The following is a 16,348-nucleotide window of genomic DNA, read 5'->3' as shown; positions in this document are numbered from 1 at the left end:
ATGGCGGTGCTCCTGGCCTTCTCGCTGTTCGCCTTCAACCGGGCGAAGGTGCAGACGACGCTCGCCTCGGGGGAGCCGCTCAGCGCGGAGTTCCGGCAGGACTACAAGCTGGTTCCGCATGAGAGTGTGGTCAAGCTCGCCGGCGTCGAGGTCGGCAAGGTGACCGGCGTCGAGCAGGCCGACGGTAATGCCGCGAAGGTCGTCATGAAGCTCGACGACGGCACCCTCGACAAGCTGGGCACGCAGCCGAAGGCCAACATCCGGCCCACGCTGGTGCTCGGCGGCAAGTACTACGTCGAGCTGGTCCAGGGTGGCAAGGACGGAGCTGCCGCGGAAGGCGCCACCATCCCGGCGAAGCGGACCACCGTCCCCGTCGAGCTCGACAAGGTCCTCTCGGCCGTGACTCCGGAGGCCACTGAGTCGGTGCGAGGCACGGTCGGCAGCCTGGAGAAGACCCTCGACCGCGGCGGCCAACGCGAGGTCGGGGAGCTGCTCGACAGCGCTCCTGCCGCCTTGGAACCCACCTCCCAGGTTCTCGGAGCGCTGCGAGGCAACCAGCCCTCAACGGATCTGACGCGTCTGGTCACTGGGCTCAACGCCACCGCGACGGAGTTGACCCGCGAGCGAGGTCAGCTCGTCACGATCATCGACGACCTCTCGGTGACGACAACTGCTCTCGCAGACCACCGTAAGGCGATCGCCGGCACTCTGGACCAGGCGCCTGAGACGCTGCGCGTGACCGAGGCAGGTCTTGCTGACCTCGACGGGACGCTCGACCGGCTGCGGACCACTGCAGAGGACTTCAGGCCTGCCGCGCGCGAGCTCGAGCCGACCCTCCGTGAGCTGGACGGTGTGCTGGTCACGGCTCGGCCCGTGATCGCGGACGCGCGTGTCGTGGCCCACGACGCTCGCCCCCTCGTCGAGGACCTGCGGCCCGGAGTCAGTCGCGCCACCTCCGTCCTCGAAGACATCGAGGGACCGGTGGCCGAGCGTCTCGACGGGCCGCTGAAGAAGGCCGTCCTGTCTCCATGGCACGGGACCGGCGTCTACGAGGGAGGCGGCAACGACCACCCGCTCTACAAGGAGGTCGGCTACCTCCTTTCCGACACCGCCGACGTGTTCAAGTACCACGACAAGAACGGTGCCCACGGTCGCCTGATGGCCGGCGTCGGACTGAGCACTCCTGGCGGCATCATCGGCCACTCGATCGAGCAGTACCTCGAGCTGCTGGGGTACCAGCTCCCCGCCGGACCGCAGGAGGGCGCCAACCAGGGAGAGCCGGCGCCTCCGCTCGGCTCCTCGCCGTCACACAGCGACGGTGCCTTGGGGTCAGCGCCCGAAGGCCCGTCCGAACTGACCCTTCCACTGGTTCCCAGGAGTGAGCGATGAACGAGCAAGGCAGGCTGGCCGCGTACTGGGAGCGGATCAAGACCGTTCCCGGCCTTGGCCGAGACGTGACGGCCCTGGCCGTCCTGATGGTGCTGGGCGTGGTGGCCGCCGCGATCATCAAGTCGTATCTGGGCGGCACCACGCCGTGGAGCGACAGCACGCTCGTCAAGGCCGAGTTCGCCGAGGTCCCTGGGCTGAACCCGAGCGCTCAGACCTCCGTCACCATGGCGGGCGTGCGGGTCGGCAAGGTGACCGCAGCGAAGGCGAGCGACGGTGGATCTGCCGTGGTCACGATGAAGCTGGAGGGCGAGTACGACGTCTACCGTGACGCCCGTGCCGTGCTGCGGCCCAACAACCCACTCAACGAGATGCAGGTCGAGATCAACCCGGGTTCGCCCTCGGCGGGCAGGCTCCAGGACGGCGAGGCCATCCCGGTCAGCCAGACCGCACGTCCGGTGCAGGCCGACGAGATCCTCGAGCACCTCGACGAGCGGTCGCAGCTCGCGCTGACGGACCTGCTGGTGGAATCCGATGTGGCGCTGGCCCGGGCGCCCCAGAACCTGCCGCAGGGCCTCGGCGCCACCAACGACACCCTTCAGGCCGTGCAGCCGGTCGCCGAGGCGCTGCGGACCCGCCGCGAGAAGATCGCGGCGTTGGTCAGCGCGCTCTCGGACATCTCCGCGGCGGTCGGCCGCAACGATGAGCGGATCGGACGCCTCGCCGACGCGACGCAGGCGACGCTCGCGGTGCTCGCCGACAGCGATCAAGCCCTGCGGGCGAGCCTCAAGGAGTTGCCTGGCCTCACAGGCGACCTCCGCGCGGCGTTGAACAGCACCCAGGCTCTGACGGAGGAGCTCGACCCGACGCTCGACAACCTGCGCAGCGCTTCGGACACGCTTCCGGGCTCGCTGAAGCGCTTCCGATCGACGGTGGGGAACCTCGGCAAGACGCTCGACGCCGCCAAGCCGGTGCTCGACAAGGCACGTCCGGTCGTGGCCGATCTGCGGCCGCTGGTGGCAGATGTGACCACGTCGCTGCACGACATCGAGAAGATCACCTCGCCGCTACCCGACGATACGCGCACGGTCATGAACTACCTGACCGCGCTGAAGGCATTCGTCTACAACACCTCCTCGGTCTTCGGTGCAGGTGATGCCAACGGCGGCCTCATCCGTGGCCACCTGATCGTGCCGCTGCCGGGTGCCGGCGTACTGCCCAATTCACCTGACCAGGGAAGAGGAGAAGGATGATGAAGACCCTCCTACTTCAGCGCACGGGCCGCATGGTGACGCTCGCGGTGTTCTTCGGAGTCTGCGCGATCATCATGTTCATCCTGTACAGCGGTACAGGTGCCAAGCGTCCGGTCCTCGACAGTGAGGAGTACACCGCCACGGTCGTGATCCCTGACGTCGACAACCTCGTCCAGGCCTCACAGGTGCAGGTCGCCGGTGTGAAGGTCGGCCAGGTGCGTTCGGTGGAGGTGAGCGACAAGGGGGCCGAGGTCGTCTTCGCGCTCGACGACGAGTACGCCCCCTTGCACGAGGGAGCCGAGCTCCGGGTCGCCGAACGCTCGCTCGTGGGCGAGTCCTACCTCGCCCTGACCCCCGGCAAGGGCACCGAGATCCCGTCCGGCGCCGAGCTCCCCGCCGGCATGGTGAGGCCCAGCGCGCAACTGCGTGACGTCCTCGCCAGCCTGGACGAGGAATCGCGCGGCGACATGAGGGAGCTGCTCCGCTCGCTGGGCGCTGGAACGTCCGGCGCGGAGGGTGATCTCGACACGCTGATGACCGGACTGGGCGATCTCGGCCGTGAGGGCCACACCGCTCTGGACGCGATCGCTGCCCAGTCCGAGGACCTCGACAAGCTCGCGCGGCAGACATCGCAGGTGTTGCAGGCACTCGACACCGGCGAGGGCCAGATCGCCGACCTCGTCGACAACGCCAACCAGATCACGGGTGCGACTGCGGGTCAGCGCGGGGCGATCGAGGCCACCCTCCGCGAGGCGCCAGAGACGCTGGCTGCCACGCAGACCGCGAGCGACTCGCTCGTGAGCCTGTCGGTCGCGCTCGGTCCGGTCGCGAAGGACCTGCGTGCCGCAGGACCAGGCCTCACCACAGCACTGGGCGAGCTCCCCGCCACCACCAAGGACCTGCGCGGGATGCTGGAACCCCTTTCGGGCGTCCTCGACCAGGCGCCCGCGACGCTCGACCGGGTGCCCACGTTCTCCAACGACGTCCGGGCGACCATCCCGACCGCACAGGCGACGCTGGCGGACGTCAACCCGATGCTCTCCTACATCAAGCCCTACGGACCGGAGCTGGCCGCGTACTTCGCCAACTTCAACGCGGTGCTCAACTATCGCGACGAGAACGGTTCCTACTACCTGCGGCTGACCCCGCTGGTGAACACCCACTCGCCGCAGCTGCCGCTCTCGACCAACAACCTGCTGGGCAACTACACCAACGCCTACCCGGCGCCGGGCTCCGGCGCGAGGCCCGGGCCCTTCAAGGGTGATTACCCGCGCGTCGAGAGGCAGGTTCGGTAACCATGGGGAAGGTGCGGCTCCTGGGCGGGGGCATCCTGATGGCCGTCGTGGTAGCGGTGGTGGTGGCGGGCCTCGCCCAGGTCCGCACCGACACGACCACGCAGTCGCTGCTGCCTGTGGAAGACCCGGGTCTGGAGGCTTCCCTGGAGGCTGCCCGCTCGTTCGGTGGCGACCCCGTCGTCATCCTGGCCGAGACCGACGAACCGCGGTCGTTGCTGCAGGGCGACCAGATCGAGCGCCTCGTCGGACTCGAGGGCCGATTGGCGCAACTTCCCGACGTGGCCGTCGTCTACGGCCCCGGCACGGTGCTCAACCAGGTGGCGGGCCAAGCGCAGAACATGATGGCCGCGATCGCCGGCCGGCGGAACGCGCTGCGCGCGGGTGCCGAGCAGCGCGCCGAGAAGGCTGGGCTGTCGCCCGCGAAGGTCAAGCAGGCCGGGGAGCAGGCCATCAAGGCGTACGACGCTCGCTACGGCAGCCTTCTGGTCAAGGCCCTTCCGGCGGGGCTGCCGACCCTTCGCAACCCACGGTTCGTCCAGGCAGTCGTGTTCGACGAGGACGGTCGTTCACGGCAGCAGTGGCGGTTCGTCGTGCCCAGCGCGGACGCCGTCGCGATCATCGTCCGCCCCCGCGAAAGCCTGGACCAGGCCGCGACCGAGCGCCTCGTCGAAGAGGTCGAAGAGTCGGTCGACAAGGCCGGGCTCGAGACGAGTCGGGTGACCGTGACCGGCATGCCGGTTGTCGCGGCAGGACTCGGCGACGTGCTGACGCGGGAGATACCGCTGCTCGGAGGCATCGGCCTGGTCCTGATCCTCGCCTGCTACCTGCTCCTGCCGTGGCTGTCGCCTCGACGTGCGCGACTTCTGCCCCTGGTAGCTACCACAGCGGCGGTTGCCGGCGTCCTGGCTGCCTTCGGCTGGCTCGACCACCCACTGTCCCTCGGTGTCGTGGCGTTCCTGCCGATCGTGCTGGGCACAGGCAGCGACTTCCCCGCATACTTGGTCCGAGGGGCCATCCGCCGTCAGGTGGTGGTCACTGCTCTGGCGGCCGCCGCGGGGTTCGGCGCCCTGGCCGTCTCCTCTGTGCCCTTCGTCCGCGACCTCGGCCTCGCGCTGGCCTCGGGGGTCGTGGCAGCCACAGGTGTCGGCCTGATCCTGGCCCGCAGGGCCAAACCTCTGTCTCCGGACGACGCCCCGTCGCCGGGGGGCGATGCTGGCGAACCCGTCAGGAAACCCTCCGGTCGCAACGGCTTTGCGACCAGGGTCGGGATCGTTGGTGCAGCCATCGCGTGTGCCCTCGGAGGCTGGATCGCGCTGCCCGGTCTCGACGTGGAGTCGCAGCCCGACCAGTTGGCTGCGGGCCTTCCCGCACTCGAGGACGTACGCCATGCCGAGGAGCTCGTGGGGTCGGCCGGCGAGGTGCAGGTGCTGGTCCGGGGCAGTGACGTGACGTCCCCGGAGTCGCTGGCATGGATGCGGGAGGTGCAGGAGGTGGTCGTACGCCGGTTCAGTGACAGGCTGCACCCGATCGTGAGCCTCCCGAGCCTGCTGAGCTTCCTGGGTGACGATCCGACCCCCGCGCAGATCCGGGCGGGGCTCGAGCAGCTGCCGCCGTACCTGCGTGGTTCGGTGATGCGCAGCGACGGCCGGCAGGCGGTGCTCAGCTTCGGGATCGAGCTGGAGGACGTCGAGGCCCAACGTACGCTGCTCGCCGACCTCCGTTCGGCCATCCCCGACCCTCCTTCGGGAGTCGAGGCAGACCTCGCGGGACTGCCCGTGGTGACGTCCCGCAGCTACGAGCTGGTGTCCGGGAACCGTTACCTCGACGCGCTGGCGGGGATCGCCGCTGCCGGGCTCGTCCTCCTGGTGGGGCTGCGGCGGCGTTCCGACGCTCTCCGCGCGGTCGTGGCCGCCGGTCTCGCCACGGGCTGGGGCTTTGCTGGTGCATGGCTGCTGGGCGTCCCACTGACTCCGCTCACCGTGGCGCTCGGGTCCTTGGCCACGGCCACGGCGTGCGAGTTCACCATTCTCCTCGGCGCCGCGAAGGCGTCGCGCACTGTCCTGCTCGGGCGGTCCGTCATGGTGGCAGCGGTCGCGGCCGCCTGCGGATACCTCGCGCTGGCGTTCTCGGGACTTGCGGTCATCCGTGACTTCGGTCTGTTCCTCGCAGCGACCGTTGCCCTGTCCTTCGTCGCGGCCCACGTCGTCCGAATGCTTCCCTCAGCCCCGGGGCCGGAGCAGAGCCCGCCCGCCAACGAACCCACGAAATCCCCTGAAGAGGTGCTCGTATGAAACTGCCCGCATTCCTCACCCAGCGGCCACTCGGCACCAAGACCGTCGGAGTCGTACTCGTCCTGGCCGTGCTGGTCGCGGGAGCCGTTCTCGGCGTGCGCGAGCTCCGCGACCTCCCGGACGACGCGGCCTTCGAGTACGACGGCACCGTCGTCACCAAGGATGACCTCGATGAGCGTGTGGAGGTGCTCGGAGCGCTCTACGGCATCAAGGAACCCGGTAAGAAGGACGGCCGAGCTGCCTTCCGGCGCGACACCGCCAAGGCAGTCGCGGTCAGCATGGTGCTCGACGACGCGGCACGTGACAAGGGCGTCGCGGTCTCTGACAAGCGTGCCCGCGACACCCTCGACCAGATGGTGGCGTCGCAGCTGGGCGCGGATCCGCGTGAGGCGTTCACCGAGCTGCTCGCGGACTTCGGGGTGACCGAGGCGGCGGTGCTCGACGAGGTGAAGCGCCAGCAGGCCGTCGCGCTGCTGTTCGAGAAGATCACCAAGGATGCGGCCGCGGACGTGACGGCCGCCGACGCCCGCGACTACTACGAGGCACACCCGGACCGGTTCGTGACCCCCGAAGGCAGGGAGTTGCGCAACATCGTGGTCCGGACCGACAAGGACGCGCAGGCGGTGGTGCAGCGGGCTCGGAAGGGCGAGGACTTCGCGGCCTTGGCCCGTGCCAACAGCCTGGACGACGCCACCAGGGACCAGGGTGGAGCCCTGGGCGTGGTCCCCGCGAGCTCGCTGGCCGGAGACTACGCGAAGGCGGCCTTCGGAGCCCGGAGCGGAGCGGTCTTCGGTCCGGTACGTACGCAGTTCGGGTGGAATGTCGGCCAGGTCGTCCGCATCGTGCCCGGCAAGGAGCCGACGTTCGACCAGGTCGAGGACCAAGCTCTCGATGTCGTGCGGTCCGAGCGCGCCCTCGAGACCTGGCGCGACTGGCTCGAGGGCCGCATCAAGAAGGCCGACGTCGAGTACGCCGACTCCTACCGCCCCGAGGACCCGAACGAGCCACCGGCAGTGGCCACGGAGCAGCCATGAGCACGACGCTCGTGAGTGGAGCCATCGCCCTGATCTCACTCGCGCTCGGGCTGTGGGGATCCAACAACCCGGCCCGCCTGGTCCCCCCAGGACTCTCAGAGGAGCGCCGTGCGCGCGATGAGCGCCGGATCCGCCGGGGTGCGAGGTCGATGCTGGTGATGGCTGGGGTGTTCGCGGTCCTCGCTGCCGTCCCTCTGGCGGCACGCTGATGGCGACGACCGTCGACGTGGTGGACGACGGCTGCGTGCGGACCCTCGTGATGAACGGGCCGATGTCCCTCAACTCGCTGGCAGAGTCGACGGCTAACGCACTGCACGACCAGATCCAGATGGCGGAGCGCGACGAGAACATCCATGCCGTCGTCCTGACCGGGGCGGGGGAGCACTTCTCCGCGGGAGGCGACGCGGAAGGGGTGCTGAGCGCCCACGGGCCGTCGGACGACGACGCGATCCTGCGGTTCATGCGGGCGTACCAGCGCGCGGCCAGGGCCGTGTGGGAGAGCCCGCTGCCGATCATCGCTGCGGTGTCTGGAGTTGCCTACGGTGGTGCCTTCAACCTCGCTATCGCGTGTGACCTCGTCGTCTGTTCCAGGAGCGCCCGGTTCTGCCAGGTGTTCCTGCGGCGAGGGCTGGTGCCGGACTTCGGTGGGGCGTTCATACTTCCTCGCATCGTCGGGATGCAGCGCGCCAAGGAGCTGATGCTGCTGGCGGACGAGATCGACGCGGTCGCGGCGTACGACCTGGGGTTCGTCAACGTCGTCGTCGACACACCCGACCAGGCGCGAAGTCACGCCCAAGGGCTGGCGCACCGGGTCTCCGCCGAGTCGCGGTTGGCGGTTTCCCTGACGAAGAAGCTCCTTCACCAGAGCGCCAGCGGGTCGTTCCCGTCCGCGCTGGAGCTCGAGGCCTTGAGTCAGACGTTGGTGCTCGGCTCCGACAAGGCACGGTCGGCGTTCGAGGCCTTTCGGGAGCGCTGAGGATGAGTCACAGCGTGACGTCGAGGATCCGCCGGCACATGATTTGCAGGTCCTGCTCGACCGAGGGGCGCCTGCGCAGGTGATCCGTACGAGTGACGTCGTTGACCACCGTGAGGACCGCGTGCACAAGGAAGCGGGCGCGTCGCTCCTCGATTTGGGGCCGGGTCTCGCGGACCAGTCGGATCCACTCCGCCACGTAGTCGTGCTGCGAGCGGCGCACCTGACGGCGGTGTTCCTCGGGCAGGTTGGTGACCTCTGCGACCAGGATGCCGACGAGGTCGTGGTGGACGAGAGCGAACTCGATGTAGGCGTCGAGCAGGTTCGTGATGCCCTCCGCGCTGTCACGGGCCCGCCCGAGCGCCCGTGAAGCGCCGAGCTGGAGCGGTTCGGACGCACGTGCGATCACCGCGGAGAGCAGGTCTGACTTCTTGGCGAAGTACTTGTAGACCGCCGCACCGCTGATGCCCACGCTCTCTCCGACGTCCTCCATGGAGACGGCCTGGTAGCCGAACTGGTGGATGAGCGGGGTCGCCGCCGCCAGGATGGCCTCTCGCCGGCCATGCGGGCGCAGCCCGACGACTGTCGGGACGGGCGGCGGCTCCGCGCCATCCTCGCTCCCGGTGAGGCTCGTGGTGCATACGGCGAGCGCCATGCGCTCGAGCATGTCGATGATGTCGTCCGGCTCCAGCTCCGTGCTGTGATAGGACGGACTGGTCAGCACGGCCAGGGCCGCCCAGGTGAGCAGGTCAGCCTGACCGGCGGATAGGTCGGGCCGGGCAGACCTGAGCTGTCGTGAGAACTCGTCGATGAAGGTGAAGAACCTGGCCCGCATGGCAGTACGGGCCTCGTCATCGAGGAAGCGCGCCTCGCGGTTCCACAGGACACCCATGTAGCGCCGCTCTCCAGCTGTGGTCGCAATGCCCGTGATGACCTCACCCAGGTCCTCGGGCGAGCCCTCGAGGACGAATCGCGTCGCCTGGTCGAAGCCGTCGGTCAGCGCGTGGCTCAGCAGGTCCTGCTTGCCCTTGAAGTGTCGGTAGATGGCGCCTGCGGTGATGCCGACCTCCGCCGCGATCTGGCTGGTGCTCACGTTGTGAAACCCATGTCGGTAGAAGAGATGGCCTGCCACCTCGACGATCCGTTGCTTGCGGTCCCGCGGCCGAGGAGTGCTCTTCAGCGGTGCACGTCGCAACTGCTCCGTCATTGCCTTCTCCCTGAGTGTCGATGGGGCGTCTCAGAGGAGACGGATCGACGATATCTTCCAAGTCCCGTCGATGTGCTGCAGGTCAAGGGCGAACTGGGCCGGACCGGTGGCCGACTGGCCGGAGGGGGTCGAGGCTGCTTGGTCCGCGAAGACCAGGAGCTTGGCCCGATCGTCTCTCAGCCACACGACTCCGACATCGCGGACGGTGGTGGTGAGGGAGATGCGCCGGGCCCGTGCGGCACGGAGGTGTGATCCGTACAGCCGGTCGTACTGACCGGCCGCGTCGCCCACGAGGGCCTCCTGTGCTCGTCGCCGGGTGGCCGCGACGTCTCCAGGCTGGATGGTGAAGACCTCGGCTGCCGTCGTTCTCCCCATCTCGACGACCTCGTCGGTGGCGGCGCCGGAGACAAACGCGACGTTGTGATCTGATGCTGAGGTGGAGCCGCCGGACTCGGTGGCCAAAGCGACGGCGACGCCGATGACGCCGACCGTCGTCAGCATCAGGACGGCGCGGGCGCGTCGTGGCCGAGGGACGGTGATCCTCATGTGCTCCTCACCGTCTCGAGATAGGTGATACGCCATGCCGAGTCGATGTGCTGCATCAGCATGCGGAGGCGTCGGACGGCGATGGCGGGCTTTCCGCGGCGCGGCGTGGTGCGGACCTCGATGACGCTCAACACGGTCGCCCGACCTGCGCTCGGGTCGAGAGCCGAGACGGCTGTCTCGAGGACCGTCGCATCCGTCGCGGTGCCCTTGCGACGAATGTCTGCCGCGATCTGCGCGGGATGCCGCGCCAAGTCACGATGAAGCGCGCCGCTCGACACCTCAAGCCAGTCGCCTACGGTCTGCTTGCTCTTCTGGGGATCAACCGTGTTGAGGGCGATGGCTGCCTCGGCGGCGGCCTCGATCGCGAGATCGCGGGCGCGAACGGTGTCGCTGTCGGCCTCGGTCATGCCGCTGCTGCTCCATGGGGACCATGCGAGCAGCCCGAGCACGACTGCGGTCGCGACGACCGCTGCCGTGACGGTCCTTCGGGCGAGGCCGAGCGTGCGCGGGTCGAAGTCGAGCCGCGGCGGATCCTCGGCTGGGTCGACCTGCTCCGCTGGCGGTGTCTCTCTCATGCCCGTCACCAGTCCTCCTCAAGTCGTCCGCGCGTGCGTGCGTCCAGCGTGTCAATCCGTTAAGTAAACCACCAATCACGTTCCGTAGCCACGGCGTGACCCTTGCGGAGCGCCGATGACATGGCTGGAATCGAGAGTTTCCTCCAGTTGAAGCATTCGAAGGCTTGACGAAACAATGTGGCGGACATCACTATGGGCTGCGAAGTAAATAGAGCGCAAGTTCCATCGACGTTGGGATGGAGATTCAAAGATGACTTCTGTGCGCTGCCCTGGCGCGAGTTCCGACCATTTGGGGGACGAGCTGGAAGAGCAACGGCGCGAGATCGCCGAGCGGCTCAGGTCGCTGACTGCTGCTGCCGCGCTTTCTGCCTCGACTCCGGGCTTGGAGGCGCTGTCGGGCCCTGGTCTGCTGGGGCTCGATGGTTCTGTGCTCCAGCGACAGTCCAGTCTCTTCGCGGCCACCGAGGCCGCGTCTGCCGTCGTCGGTGAGCGCATTCGGCCGGCGCCGCTCTTGGCCGCCAGGCGGGTGAGCCTTGCTCTGGAACGCCTCCAGGCGGTTACCGAGCTGGACGACGTCCTGCGCGCCGTCCCCTCCGAGCTCTGCTGGGCCGGTGACTTCGACCGCGTGCTTTTCTCGCGTGTGGAGAGTTCCTCGTGGTCGCCGCAGGCGTGGTTCACGGCCCATCCCGAGTCTGCCGTGGACGTGGCGTTCGGCAAGCTGGTCCGTGGTGCGACCTTCCCACTTGCCAGCGGGTCGATCGAGGCTGAGATCGTTCGCCGCCGTGTCACGGCCCTCGTGACGGATGCCGCCAGCGAGACGAGGACGTTCCCGCCACTCATCACGGTCGCCCACTGTGACTCATACGTGATCGCGCCGGTCGTCTCTGGGGGAGCGGTGGTCGGCTTGCTTCACGCGGATACCGGGGCCACTGGCACCCCCCTTGTGGAGGCGGACCGGGTGACCATGCGTGCGTTCGGTGATGGTGTCGGGTTGATCCTGGACTGTCTTGCGCTGCTCGGGGCGCTCGACGAGCAGCGCCGGCAGATCTCGGCCGCACTTGCCCGGGCCGGCCAGGCGGTGGGAGATCTGTGCGACGCTCCGCTCATCCTTGCGAGTGAGGCGACCGCGACCTTGCCGCCACCGCGCCAGCCGGCTGCCCGCGGGGCGATGAGCGGGCTCACCGCTCGCGAGCAGGACGTGTTCGCGTTGCTGGTCTCCGGAGCAACGAACCCTGAGATCGCCGATCGGCTGACGGTGTCGGAGACGACCGTGAAGTCGCACGTCAAACACATTCTGCGCAAGCTGCGGGTCAGCAACCGCGCGGAGGCGATCGCGAAGTATGTCCGCGGTGGCGGCCTCAACGGAGTTGCGTCATGAGCGAGCGCAAGCGAGCGACCGCGGGCCTCAGGCCGCCGGGTCCGTATTCTTCGCCCTTTCGTACGGAGGCGGTGGCATGAGTGTCATCGCCCCCGCGAAGAGCGCCGTCTTCGCCTCCAGCGGACGGAGCGGGCGCCCACGGCTGAGCGGCTATCACCGAGCTCGTGCCAACGATCTGCGGAAGCTGGTGGCGGAGGCCCTCCGAGTCGAGCCCGACGTCCTCGTGGTCGGTGATCCTGGTGTCGACTACTCACCGGACCGGCTCACTGTGCTCGCACGGCTGTGCGTGGAGGAGGCCCAGGTGGAGGAGTCGGGGGACGAGAACCGAGCCCGCGATCTGTTCGGGCTCGCCCTGGAGCTGCAGGTCCTGGCACTTGATCTGCACGAGGAGAACCTGGTCCAGTGCAACCGGCGCCTGGCGGACTGTGCCGAGGGCCTTGCCCGCCTGAGGGGCCTTCCCACAGCACAAGACCTCGTGGCCGTGGTGTGCGAGGAGCTGGCTACGCGCTGCGGGTTCGGTCGGGCCACCATCTCCAGCGTGGAGAACAACGCGTGGAAGCCGCGCAAGGCGTTCTTCGCCGAGGCCGACGCGGCGTGGTTCGAGGAGTGGGTGGGCCAAACGATCCCGCTTCACGGTCACACCCCTGAGGCCCGGCTGCTCACCGAACGGCGACCAGCCCTCGTCGTGGATACGGCCAGCACCCAGGTCCACGAGGACATCATCGTGGAGGCGGGCCAGTCCCGGTCCTACGTCGTGGCTCCCGTCTGCTCGCGCGGAACCGTCGTGGCCTTTATCCACTGCGACCACTTCCCGACCGCGCGGGCGTCGGACGAAGTGGACCGCGACCTGGTCTGGGCGTTCGCCGACGGCTTCGGCCGCCTCCATGAGCGGCTCGTACTCATGGAGCGGTTCCATGCGCAGCGCGCACAGGTCGGCACGATCCTGGATGCCGCGCTGCGCACCCTGCCGGAGTCCTTGGGCGTCGTCCCGCGCACCGGCTCGCTCGGCGCGGGCAACCACTTGGAGCTCCTGTCGGAGCTGACTGCTCGTGAGTCCGAAGTCCTGCAGCTCATGGTCGCGGGAGCGCCCAACCGAGTGATCGCCGAGCGCCTGGTCATTGCGGAGGACACCGTCAAGTCGCACGTCAAACAGATCCTCCGCAAGCTCGGCGTGGCCAACCGGGCACAGGCGATCGCCCGCGCTGCGGGCACCGCTCCCGCCTGAGTGGATTGCCCCTGCGGGGGGTGGAGTAACCCCCCGCAGAGTGATGTGACGGGTGCCACATCCTTCGTACGGTCGGAACCTGACTGCAGATTCCCCTACGGAGGCGCCATGTCCACCACAGATCGCCGTTCCAGCCACGCGTCGACCACGAAGGTGCCGAGGCATGTGGCCGCGCTGGTCCCTCTGGTCGTCCTGTCGGTCGCATGGACCGCCCATGTTGCCAACCCGTACGCGTTCGTCAGCGGGAACGAGCCGCGGACCGCGCATCCCGAGGGTGTCTCGGTGCCGACAGCGGCGCTGGAGGACCCGGCGAGCTACTCGCGACCCGCTGTCGTCGGGGTCGGTGTCCCGCAGAGGCGTGCTGCGCAGGTCGTGACGGCTTCTTCGGCCAAGGGCATCCCGAGCGCAGCGCTCGCTGCCTATCAGCGCGCCGAGACGGTCATCAATGCCGCCGATGCGACGTGCAACCTCGACTGGCAGTTGCTCGCGGCGGTGGGCCGCGTGGAGTCGGACCACGGCCGCTACAACGGCAACACGCTGGGCACCGACGGTGTCTCGCGTCCGGGCATCTACGGCATCCCTTTGGACGGGACGAACAAGACCCGGGCGATCGGGGACACCGATGCCGGGCAGTACGACCGTGACGAGGTCTGGGATCGTGCTGTCGGCCCGATGCAGTTCATCCCCACCACGTGGTCGACCGTCGGCGTGGATGCCGACGGGGACGGGCGGCGGGACCCCCAGGACATCGATGACGCTGCGTTGGCGGCAGCGGTGTACCTGTGCTCGGGCCACCATGACCTTGGCGACGAGGCCGGTCGCCGTGCAGCGGTTCTTCGATACAACCACTCGCAGTCGTACGCCGACATGGTGCTGCGCACCCGGGGGGCGTACGTCAAGGGCGGCTATACCGCTGTTCCCGCCGACATCGCGCCTGCTGTGGCCGCCATGGACGGCTCGTACCAGTCGGGTCGGGGTGGGTCTGTTGATGGGCAGAAGGCGCCGAGCCCAAGGCGGCCGGCCCGCCACGGCGCCGGTTCCACCGATCACCCGAGCTCTGCTCCGGCGGATGCTGGTGAGCAGACGGGCACGGAAGGCCAGCCTGAGGCCAAGCCGGAGCCGTCCGCTCCGCAGGAGACTCCGGAATCGCCGCCCAAGCAGGTGCAGGAAGAGGTCGAGGGGACTCTCGAGAAGGTCGCCGAGCCGCTCCCGAGCCCTGTCGACGAACCGGTCGATCAGGTATTGACCCTGACCCAGGCCATCACCCGGTGTACGACCGAGGGTGTGAGCCGGCTCGACCTGCTGGCCTGGAACCAGTGCATCGACGACCTGGTGCAGTGAGGCGGCCACGCGGCGACCTGGGACCGGCCATGGGCTCCGGCACCGGCCGGGTGCTGCGCGAGACGGCGGCATGGCTGCTCGTCGCAGCCGGCGTCGCGGCCCTTGTCCTCCCAGGTCCCGGGCTGCTGATGACGTGCGCCGGCCTGACGCTGCTGGCTCGACACCACGCCTGGGCCGAGCGCTGGCTCGCCCCGGTGCGACGACGCGCTCTCCAGGGCGCCGCCCACAGCGTCGCGACGTGGCCGCGCATCGTCCTAGCGGCGACTCTGGCCCTCGGCATCATCGGATGTGGGATTCTCTGGGCCTGGAGTCCACCGGCGCCGTCCTGGTGGCCGGTCCCCGAGATCTGGTGGCTGCCCGGCGGCGTTGCTGTGGCCGTCACGCAGATCGTCGCGGGCATGATCGGACTGGGCACGATCGCATACTCCTGCTGCCGCTTCCGTGGTCAGCTGGACGCGCCCAGGCTCCCTACGCGGCAAGAGACTGCTGTCGAGGAGGCGGCAGCCTAGACGTACTTCCCCGTGACGTGGTGAACGCGGGCAGCGCCTTGCGGACCTGGAGGCCGGCGGCTCGGTCGAGCGGGGTCAACAGCGGGTTGGTGTGGTGACCCACTCCGTACCGGAGGTCTTCGTCTATCCACTCACGCCACGCTGTTCACAACCTGACGGGGAAGTACACCTCGAGCTTGTTTGAGAACTTGGACGCGCCGGCCGAGTCAGCTACGCGGATCAGGCGGATCCGGCCTGAAGTGTGACCACGCCGATCGCGACCAGGATGATCCCCGCCAGTTGGACAGGGCTCGGCCGCTCGTCGAACAGGACTGCGCTCAGGAGAGTGATGAGGGAGATCCCGATGCCGCACCAGATCGTGTACGCCGTGGCGACAGGCATCCCTCGCACGAGCGCCTGAGAGAGTGCATAGAACGAGAAGCTGTATCCGATGACGACGACAACCGACGGAACGAGATGGGTGAAGCCCTGGGAGCTCCGCAGGCTCATGGTCGCGGTGACCTCGCTGCCGATGGCCAGTGCCAGCCACCCCCACATCAGCGCAGTGCCTTGCGTCGCTCGTGCCTGCGCAGGCGCGCGTGCTTGGACGCGAGAGTGTCGCGTCGAGGTGCTGTGCGTCGTGTCCGGCTCATCCGTTCACTCCATCTCGTGAGTCTGTCAATGGACGGTAGAACCGAAGTCGTCAGCCAGCGTCACCTCGCGGGGGTGAGGTCCTCCTCCCTCCGGGTAGGGCCGTGCCTACGGGCAGATACAAGGACATCCAGGTAAATCGGGGCGGGCTCTTTCGGGTTCGGCTTCACGGGCCGCTAGATTGAGCAGATGGATCCGATCGAGGAAGCGCACCGTCAGTGGGTGGCGCACGGCTGGGCCGAGGCTGCGGACGGGATGGCGATGGTGACCTCTCTGGTGCGCGTTCACCAGCTGATGATCGAGCGCATCGACGCCGTGTTGAGGACGTACGACCTGACCTTCGCCCGCTACGAGATCCTCCGGGTTCTGGCATTCTCACGCGCCGGGCGGATGCCGATGACCCGGTTGGGCTCGCTCCTCCAGGTGCATCCGACCAGTGTGACCAGCGCCGTTGCCAGACTGGAGAGACAGGGGTACGTCGCGCGAGTCCGTAGTGCCGAGGATGGCCGCGTCGTGCTCGCGACCCTCACCGCGGCCGCCGTGCGCGTGGTCGAGGATGCCACGGCCGAGCTGAATGCTGAGGTCTTCGCGGCGCCCGGCCTCGACCCCGACGGCGTCGAGACGCTGACCCGACAGCTGGCGTCGCTGCGCGCGGATGCCGGGGACCCGGTCCGCTGACCAACTGGTGGGCGAACCGCTACCCAA

Annotated in this window: 16 protein-coding genes; 12 read left to right on the top strand and 4 right to left on the bottom strand. The window is 68.5% G+C overall.

Going from position 1 to position 16,348, the window contains the following annotated elements; translation table 11 throughout:
• From ACFVDI_RS05385 to ACFVDI_RS05355, 7 genes are read left to right on the top strand one after another with little or no spacing between them, the layout of a single operon-like run.
• The gene (locus tag ACFVDI_RS05385) at nt 1–1,389 is read left to right on the top strand and encodes an MlaD family protein (protein ID WP_378901402.1); all 1,389 of its coding nucleotides are present in this window, start codon (nt 1–3) and stop codon (nt 1,387–1,389) included.
• Entirely contained in the window at nt 1,386–2,639 is a 1,254-nt protein-coding gene (locus tag ACFVDI_RS05380) for an MlaD family protein (RefSeq protein WP_378901371.1), read from the top strand. The genes ACFVDI_RS05385 and ACFVDI_RS05380 overlap by 4 nt, the downstream gene beginning before the upstream one ends.
• Nucleotides 2,639–3,934 carry an MlaD family protein gene (locus ACFVDI_RS05375; protein ID WP_378901368.1) on the top strand — a complete coding sequence of 432 codons (1,296 nt, stop codon included), beginning with the start codon at nt 2,639–2,641 and terminating at the stop codon, nt 3,932–3,934. The genes ACFVDI_RS05380 and ACFVDI_RS05375 overlap by 1 nt, the downstream gene beginning before the upstream one ends.
• Nucleotides 3,935–3,936: 2 nt before the next feature.
• Nucleotides 3,937–6,225: an MMPL family transporter gene (locus ACFVDI_RS05370; protein ID WP_378901365.1), complete on the top strand. Its 2,289-nt coding sequence runs from the start codon at nt 3,937–3,939 to the stop codon at nt 6,223–6,225.
• Entirely contained in the window at nt 6,222–7,259 is a 1,038-nt protein-coding gene (locus ACFVDI_RS05365) for a peptidyl-prolyl cis-trans isomerase (RefSeq protein ID WP_378901362.1), read from the top strand. The genes ACFVDI_RS05370 and ACFVDI_RS05365 overlap by 4 nt, the downstream gene beginning before the upstream one ends.
• The gene (locus tag ACFVDI_RS05360; protein WP_378901359.1) at nt 7,256–7,468 is read left to right on the top strand and encodes a hypothetical protein; all 213 of its coding nucleotides are present in this window, start codon (nt 7,256–7,258) and stop codon (nt 7,466–7,468) included. The genes ACFVDI_RS05365 and ACFVDI_RS05360 overlap by 4 nt, the downstream gene beginning before the upstream one ends.
• Entirely contained in the window at nt 7,468–8,235 is a 768-nt protein-coding gene (locus tag ACFVDI_RS05355) for an enoyl-CoA hydratase/isomerase family protein (protein WP_378901356.1), read from the top strand. The genes ACFVDI_RS05360 and ACFVDI_RS05355 overlap by 1 nt, the downstream gene beginning before the upstream one ends.
• Before the next feature lie 7 nt (nt 8,236–8,242).
• On the opposite strand, the gene ACFVDI_RS05350 is transcribed toward ACFVDI_RS05355, so the two are convergent.
• From ACFVDI_RS05350 to ACFVDI_RS05340, 3 genes are read right to left on the bottom strand one after another with little or no spacing between them, the layout of a single operon-like run.
• Nucleotides 8,243–9,439, bottom strand: a complete 1,197-nt coding sequence (locus ACFVDI_RS05350; RefSeq protein WP_378901353.1) for a TetR/AcrR family transcriptional regulator — start codon at nt 9,437–9,439, stop codon at nt 8,243–8,245.
• A 30-nt stretch (nt 9,440–9,469) separates the two neighbouring features.
• Nucleotides 9,470–9,985 carry a hypothetical protein gene (locus ACFVDI_RS05345; protein ID WP_378901350.1) on the bottom strand — a complete coding sequence of 172 codons (516 nt, stop codon included), beginning with the start codon at nt 9,983–9,985 and terminating at the stop codon, nt 9,470–9,472.
• On the bottom strand, nt 9,982–10,392 hold the full coding sequence (locus tag ACFVDI_RS05340; RefSeq protein WP_378901347.1) for a hypothetical protein: 411 nt from the start codon (nt 10,390–10,392) through the stop codon (nt 9,982–9,984). Before ACFVDI_RS05340 ends, ACFVDI_RS05345 begins: the two co-directional genes overlap by 4 nt.
• A 418-nt stretch (nt 10,393–10,810) precedes the next feature.
• Here ACFVDI_RS05340 and ACFVDI_RS05335 point away from each other — a divergent pair, with 418 nt between their 5' ends.
• The 4 genes from ACFVDI_RS05335 (at nt 10,811) to ACFVDI_RS05320 (ending at nt 15,013) form a co-directional block, all read left to right on the top strand.
• Nucleotides 10,811–11,938, top strand: a complete 1,128-nt coding sequence (locus ACFVDI_RS05335; protein ID WP_378901344.1) for a LuxR C-terminal-related transcriptional regulator — start codon at nt 10,811–10,813, stop codon at nt 11,936–11,938.
• A gap of 76 nt (nt 11,939–12,014) precedes the next feature.
• A complete protein-coding gene (locus ACFVDI_RS05330; RefSeq protein ID WP_378901342.1) occupies nt 12,015–13,163 on the top strand; it encodes a response regulator transcription factor in 1,149 nt (382 codons plus the stop codon).
• A 108-nt stretch (nt 13,164–13,271) separates the two neighbouring features.
• Nucleotides 13,272–14,504 (top strand): lytic murein transglycosylase, encoded by a 1,233-nt coding sequence (locus tag ACFVDI_RS05325; protein WP_378901340.1) that lies wholly within the window; start codon nt 13,272–13,274, stop codon nt 14,502–14,504.
• A 29-nt stretch (nt 14,505–14,533) separates the two neighbouring features.
• The gene (locus ACFVDI_RS05320; RefSeq protein ID WP_378901337.1) at nt 14,534–15,013 is read left to right on the top strand and encodes a PGPGW domain-containing protein; all 480 of its coding nucleotides are present in this window, start codon (nt 14,534–14,536) and stop codon (nt 15,011–15,013) included.
• Nucleotides 15,014–15,232: 219 nt separating this feature from the next.
• Here the strand turns inward: ACFVDI_RS05320 and ACFVDI_RS05315 are convergent, their stop codons facing one another.
• Nucleotides 15,233–15,550 carry a multidrug efflux SMR transporter gene (locus ACFVDI_RS05315; protein ID WP_008357878.1) on the bottom strand — a complete coding sequence of 106 codons (318 nt, stop codon included), beginning with the start codon at nt 15,548–15,550 and terminating at the stop codon, nt 15,233–15,235.
• A gap of 282 nt (nt 15,551–15,832) precedes the next feature.
• On the opposite strand from ACFVDI_RS05315, the gene ACFVDI_RS05310 reads away from it, so the two are divergent.
• Nucleotides 15,833–16,321, top strand: a complete 489-nt coding sequence (locus ACFVDI_RS05310) for a MarR family winged helix-turn-helix transcriptional regulator (protein ID WP_378901333.1) — start codon at nt 15,833–15,835, stop codon at nt 16,319–16,321.
• Nucleotides 16,322–16,348 lie beyond the last annotated feature (27 nt).

This window comes from Nocardioides sp. NPDC057767 (assembly GCF_042798275.1).
Lineage (GTDB): Bacteria > Actinomycetota > Actinomycetes > Propionibacteriales > Nocardioidaceae > Nocardioides.
This window is presented reverse-complemented; position numbering and strand designations above follow the sequence as displayed.